This is a genomic window from Melaminivora alkalimesophila (genome assembly GCF_000282995.1).
Taxonomy (GTDB): domain Bacteria; phylum Pseudomonadota; class Gammaproteobacteria; order Burkholderiales; family Burkholderiaceae_C; genus Melaminivora; species Melaminivora alkalimesophila.
This window is the reverse complement of sequence record NZ_ALEE01000093.1, coordinates 1-5,743: the sequence shown is the minus strand read 5'-3', so window position 1 is coordinate 5,743 and position 5,743 is coordinate 1. Positions and strand designations below refer to the sequence as shown.

At 70.4% G+C, this 5,743-nt stretch carries 6 protein-coding genes; 5 read left to right on the top strand and 1 reads right to left on the bottom strand.

Features of this window, described 5'->3' with window-relative positions:
* From A612_RS01185 to A612_RS01165, 5 genes are all read left to right on the top strand, one after another.
* The coding region (locus tag A612_RS01185) for a chemotaxis protein CheW (RefSeq protein ID WP_040435497.1) at positions 1-1,246 on the top strand (1,246 nt) is incomplete at its 5' end.
* A gap of 55 nt (positions 1,247-1,301) precedes the next feature.
* Complete coding sequence (locus A612_RS01180) at positions 1,302-1,790, top strand: chemotaxis protein CheW (protein WP_019372787.1); 489 nt, start codon at positions 1,302-1,304, stop codon at positions 1,788-1,790.
* A gap of 36 nt (positions 1,791-1,826) precedes the next feature.
* The gene (locus A612_RS01175) at positions 1,827-2,708 is read left to right on the top strand and encodes a CheR family methyltransferase (protein WP_051001387.1); all 882 of its coding nucleotides are present in this window, start codon (positions 1,827-1,829) and stop codon (positions 2,706-2,708) included.
* A gap of 32 nt (positions 2,709-2,740) precedes the next feature.
* Complete coding sequence (gene cheD, locus A612_RS01170; RefSeq protein ID WP_019372785.1) at positions 2,741-3,460, top strand: chemoreceptor glutamine deamidase CheD; 720 nt, start codon at positions 2,741-2,743, stop codon at positions 3,458-3,460.
* 68 nt (positions 3,461-3,528) lie between these two features.
* Positions 3,529-4,635: a protein-glutamate methylesterase/protein-glutamine glutaminase gene (locus tag A612_RS01165; RefSeq protein ID WP_019372784.1), complete on the top strand. Its 1,107-nt coding sequence runs from the start codon at positions 3,529-3,531 to the stop codon at positions 4,633-4,635.
* Between the two features lie 33 nt (positions 4,636-4,668).
* On the opposite strand, the gene A612_RS01160 is transcribed toward A612_RS01165, so the two are convergent.
* The coding region (locus A612_RS01160; protein ID WP_019372783.1) for an ATP-binding cassette domain-containing protein at positions 4,669-5,743 on the bottom strand (1,075 nt) is incomplete at its 5' end.

Here is a 5,743-nt window from a genome sequence, read left to right as displayed (position 1 = left end):
GGCGGCTGCCCAGGCCGGGCCCGCGCCCGGATCCCCGACGCGCACCGCCGAGCCCCGCGCCGCTGGCGCCCCGTCCATGGAATCGACCACCCTGCGCGTGGCCGTGAGCAAGGTGGACCAGCTCATCAACCTGGTGGGCGAGCTGGTCATCACCCAGGCCATGCTGGCGCAGACCAGCCGCGACCTCGACTCGGGCGTGCACCAGCAGCTGCTGGCCGGCCTGGCCGACCTGGACCGCAACACGCGCGACCTGCAGGAATCGGTCATGTCGATCCGCATGATCCCGATGTCCACGGTCTTCAACCGCTTCCCGCGCATGCTGCGTGACCTGGCGGGCAAGCTCGGCAAGAAGGTGGAGTTCGTCACGCACGGCGAGGCGACCGAGCTGGACAAGAGCCTGGTGGAGAAGATCACCGACCCGCTCACGCACCTGGTCAGGAACAGCTGCGACCACGGCATCGAGCTGCCCGCCGAGCGCCTGGCGGCCGGCAAGCCCGAGTACGGCACGCTGACGCTGTCGGCGGCCCACCAGGGTGGCTCCATCGTCATCGAGGTGCGCGACGACGGCAAGGGCCTGTCGCGCCAGAAGATCCTTGCCAAGGCGCGCGAGCGCGGCATGCAGGTCTCCGACGACATGCCCGACAGCGAGGTCTGGAACCTGATCCTGGCGCCGGGCTTTTCCACTGCCGAGGTGGTCACCGACGTGTCGGGCCGCGGCGTGGGCATGGACGTGGTGCGCAAGAACATCGCCTCGCTCAACGGCTCGATCGAGATCGACTCGGCCGAGGGCTACGGCACGCGCGTCTCGGTGCGCCTGCCGCTCACCCTGGCGATCATGGACGGCATGTCGGTGGGCGTGGGCGAGGAGGTCTACATCCTGCCCCTGTCCTCGGTGGTCGAGTCCTTCCAGGTGAACCCGCAGGACATGAACACCGTCGCCCAGGGCTCGCAGCTCGTCAAGGTGCGCGAGGAGTACATGCCGGTGGTGGCGCTCGAGCGCATCTTCCAGGTGCCGCGCCCCGAGGGCAGCGCCACCGGCAGCAACCTGATGGTGGTGGTCGAGGCCGACGGCAGCCGCGTGGCGGTGCTGGTCGACGAGCTGCTGGGCCAGCACCAGGTGGTCGTGAAGAACCTGGAGAGCAACTACCGCAAGGTGCCCAATGTCTCGGGCGCCACCATCCTGGGCGATGGCACCGTCGCCCTGATCCTGGACACCGGCGCGCTGGTGCGGCGCGCGCGCCACTGAGCGGGCGTGCGCAGCCACCCGGGCCGCCCCGTACCGCGATGCAAGGAAGCAGTGCATGAACGCAGTGATCAGCAACCCCCGCAGCGACGCCGCCGCGCAGGCGCGTGAGTACCTCACCTTCCGCCTCGGGCAGGAGGAGTACGGCATCGACATCCTGAAAGTGCAGGAGATCCGCGGCTACGAGCCGCCCACGCGCATCGCCGGCGCGCCCCCCTTCATCAAGGGCGTGACCAACCTGCGCGGCACCATCGTGCCGATCGTGGACCTGCGGCTGCGGCTGGCCTGCGCGCGGGCGGAGTACGACAGCTTCACGGTGGTGATCATCCTGAACCTGCGCGAGCGCATCGTCGGGATCGTGGTCGACTCCGTGAGCGACGTGCTGGAGCTCGCGCCCGAGCAGGTCCGCCCGGCGCCCGACGTGGACAGCGCCATCGACGCGCAGTGCATCCGCGGGCTGGGCTCGGTCGGCGAGCGCATGCTGATCCTGCTGGACATCGAGCGCCTGATGGCCAGTGCCGACATGGGCCTGGCGGCGGACGGCTGAGGCCGGCCGGAGAGCGACACCGTGGAACTGCGCAAGATGGCCCATCGCGACGTCGCACTCCAGCGCGCGACCGTGGCGCGCCGGCTGGCGCCCGTGGAAGGCGAGGACGCCCAGGGGCGCGAGTTCGCCTGGACGCAGGCCGACTTCAAGCGCGTCCAGGGCCTGATCCACCAGCGCGCGGGCATCAGCCTGCACGATGGCAAGCACGCCATGGTCTACAGCCGCCTGTCGCGCCGGCTGCGCGAGACCGGCCACCGCAGTTTCCAGGAATACCTCGCGTGGCTGGAAGGCCACGACGGCGCCGAGTGGCAGGAATTCATCAACGCCCTGACCACCAACCTCACGGCCTTCTTCCGCGAGCAGCACCACTTCGAGATCCTCGCGGCGCTGCTGGCCAAGCGCCCTGCGGGGCCGTGGAGCGTGTGGTGCAATGCCGCCTCGACGGGTGAGGAACCCTACTCCATCACCATAACCGCGCTGGAGACGCTGGGGGCGGGCGCCTCCTTCAAGCTGGTGGCCAGCGACATCGACTCGCGGGTGCTCGAGAAGGCGGCGCAGGGCGTGTACCCGCTGGAGAACCTCAAGGGCCTGAGCCAGGAGCGGCTGCAGCGCTTCTTCCTGCGTGGCAAGGGCGCCAACGCCGGGCTGGCGCGCGTGCGGCCGGAGCTGCGTCGCCCCATCGAGTTCATGAACGTGAACCTGGTGCGCGACGACTGGCCGTTTCGCGAGCCCTTCGACGTGGTGTTCTGCCGCAACGTCATGATCTACTTCGATACCCCGACCCAGCGGCGCGTGCTGGAGCGCATCCACCGCGTGCTCAAGCCGGGCGGCACCCTGTTCGTCGGGCATGCGGAGAACTTCAGCGATTCACGCGACCTGTTCGTGCTGCGCGGCAAGACCGTGTACGAGCGCATCTGAAGCGTCTGTCCCATGAGGCCCTGGCCGAAACCATGAACCCCTTGCACGCCGGCCCCCCCCGCGGCGCCCCGGCCCACGAGCGCCGCCACGTGCCGCGCATCGCGCCGCGCAGCGCCGCCGCCGAGCCCGCTCCGGAAGTCAGCCTGGAGGCGCTGCGCGCTCGCCCGCGCCGCCCTGGCGAGGCGTCGTTTTTCTACTTCGACCACCACTTCCAGCACAACGCGGTCAAGGTGCTGCCGGGCGAATACTTCGTCGCCCGCGAGCGCATGACCATCGTCACCGTGCTGGGCTCGTGCATCGCCGCCTGCCTGTGGGACAGCCATGCCTGCGTGGGCGGGATGAACCACTTCATGCTGCCCGACGGGGACAGCGCGGAGGCCTGCGGCCGCTATGGCTCCTACGCCATGGAGCTGCTGATCAACGAGATGATGAAACTGGGCGCGCGGCGCGAGACCCTGCAGGCGAAGATCTTCGGCGGCGGGCAGGTGATGCACAACTTCACCACGCTCAACGTGGGCGAGCGCAACACGCGCTTTGTGCAGAATTACCTGGCGACCGAGCGCATCCCCATCGTCTCCGAGGACGTGCTCGACATCCACCCGCGCAAGGTCGTGTTCTTCCCCGCCACGGGCAAGGCCATGGTCAAGCGCCTGGCGCACGTACACCCCGAGGTGCTGGTCGAGGAGGTCGTGCGCGGCAACGTGGCGACCGTGGCGCGGGCCAACGCCGGCGGCTCGGTGGACCTGTTCTGAGCGGAGGCCGGGGAAATGCTGGATGGCGGCTGCGCGCGGGCGCGGCCCAGGAAGGAAAGTTGCAGCCCATGAGGAGTGGCAAGATACGCGTCGTCGTGGTGGATGATTCGGCCCTGGTGCGCAGCCTGCTGGCCGAGATCATCAACCGCCAGAGCGACATGGAGTGCATCGGCACGGCCAACGATCCGCTGATCGCGCGCGAGATGATCCGCGAGCTGAACCCGGACGTGATCACGCTGGACGTGGAGATGCCGCGCATGGACGGCATCGATTTCCTCGGCCGGCTGATGCGCCTGCGGCCCATGCCGGTGGTCATGATCTCCACGCTGACCGAGCGCGGCGCCGAGGTGACGATGAAGGCGCTGGAGCTGGGCGCGGTGGACTTCGTCGCCAAGCCGCGCGTGGGGCTGGCCAGCGGCCTGAACGAGCTGGCGGCGGACATCGTCGACAAGATCCGCATCGCCTCGGTGGCGCAGGTGCGCCGCCTGCCGGCCAAGGCCCCGGCCCCCCCCACGGCGCCCGGCGCGGCGCAGGCAGCGCCCCCGCCGGCCGCCTCGCTGCTCGGGCGCCTGTCCACCGAAAAGGTGATCTGCATCGGCGCCTCGACAGGCGGCACCGAGGCGATCCGCGAGGTGCTGGTGCACATGCCCGCCGACGCCCCGGCGATCGCCATCACCCAGCACATGCCGGCGGGCTTCACCACCAGCTTCGCCGCGCGCCTCGATGCCCTGTGCCGCATCACCGTCAAGGAAGCGGTGAACGGCGAGCGCATCCTGCCCGGCCACGCCTACATCGCCCCGGGTGGCCGGCAGTTCGCGCTCGCGCGCAGCGGCGCCAACTACGTCGCCGTGGTCGATGACGGCCCGCCCGTGAACCGCCACAAGCCGTCCGTGGAGGTGCTGTTCCGCTCGGCCGCCCAGGTGGTGGGGCGCAACGCTTTTGGCATCATGCTCACCGGCATGGGCGCCGATGGCGCGGCGGCGATGCGCGAGATGCGCGATGCCGGCAGCTACAACTACGTCCAGGACGAGGCCAGCTGCATCGTCTTCGGCATGCCGCGCGAGGCGATCGCGCACGGCGCGGCCGACGAGGTGTTGCCGCTCACCCAGATCGCCCCGGCCCTGATCGCGCGCCTGCGCGGCAGCGGCGGCGACCGGGTGCACCACCGCATCTGAAGGGGGGCCGCCCCGGCCCCGACCCCCGGCGCCTCAGGCGGACAATTCCTCCCAGCGTTCCAGCGCCTGCATCAGCAGCTCCTCGATCTCGCCGTCGCGCGCGTGCAGCGCAGCCGCGCGCGCGCCGTCGCGGGCGTAGAGGCTGCCGTCCTCCAGTTCGGCGCGGATGGCGTTCTGCTCGGCCTCCAGCGCCTCGATCCGCGCCGGCAGCTGCTCCAGCTCGCGCTGCTCCTTGTAGCTGAGCTTGCGCCGCTGCGGGGCAGGGGCCGCCGGTGCCGCAGGGCGCGCGGCGGCCTCGGGCCTTTCTTCCTTGCGGGCGGGTGCGGCAGAAGCCGCCAGCGCCCGGCTGCGCCGCGACTGCTCCAGCCAGTCCTGCACGCCGCCCTGGTATTCGCGCCAGCGCCCCTCGCCCTCGCTGGCGATGATGCTGGTCACCACGTTGTCCAGGAAGGTGCGGTCGTGGCTCACCAGGAACACCGTGCCGTCATAGCCCTGCAGCAGCTCCTCCAGCAGCTCCAGCGTGTCGATGTCCAGATCGTTGGTCGGCTCGTCGAGCACCAGCACGTTGGCCGGCCGCGCGAACAGCCGCGCCAGCAGCAGCCGGTTGCGCTCGCCGCCGGAGAGCGAGCGCACGGGCGAATGCGCGCGTGCCGGAGAGAACAGGAAATCCTCCAGGTAGCTGCGCACGTGCTTGCGCTGGTTGCCGATCTCGATCCACTCGCTGCCCGGGCTGATGAAGTCCTCCAGGGTGGCGTCCATGTCGATGGTGTTGCGCAACTGGTCGAAGTAGGCGACCTGCAGGTTGCTGCCGCGGCGCACACTGCCGCTGTCGGGCTCCAGCTCGCCCAGGATCAGCTTGAGCAGCGTGGTCTTGCCGGCGCCGTTCGGCCCCACCAGGCCCACCTTGTCGCCGCGCAGGATGGTGGCGCTGAAGTCGCGCACGACGCTGCGCTCGCCGTAGGCCTTGTTCACCCGCTCCAGCTCTGCGACGATCTTGCCCTGGTAGCCGGACTGGCGGCCCGAGTCCACCTCCAGCCGCACGCTGCCCAGCGCCTCGCGCCGCTCGGCACGGCGCTCGCGCAGCGCCTCCAGGCGGCGCACCCGCCCC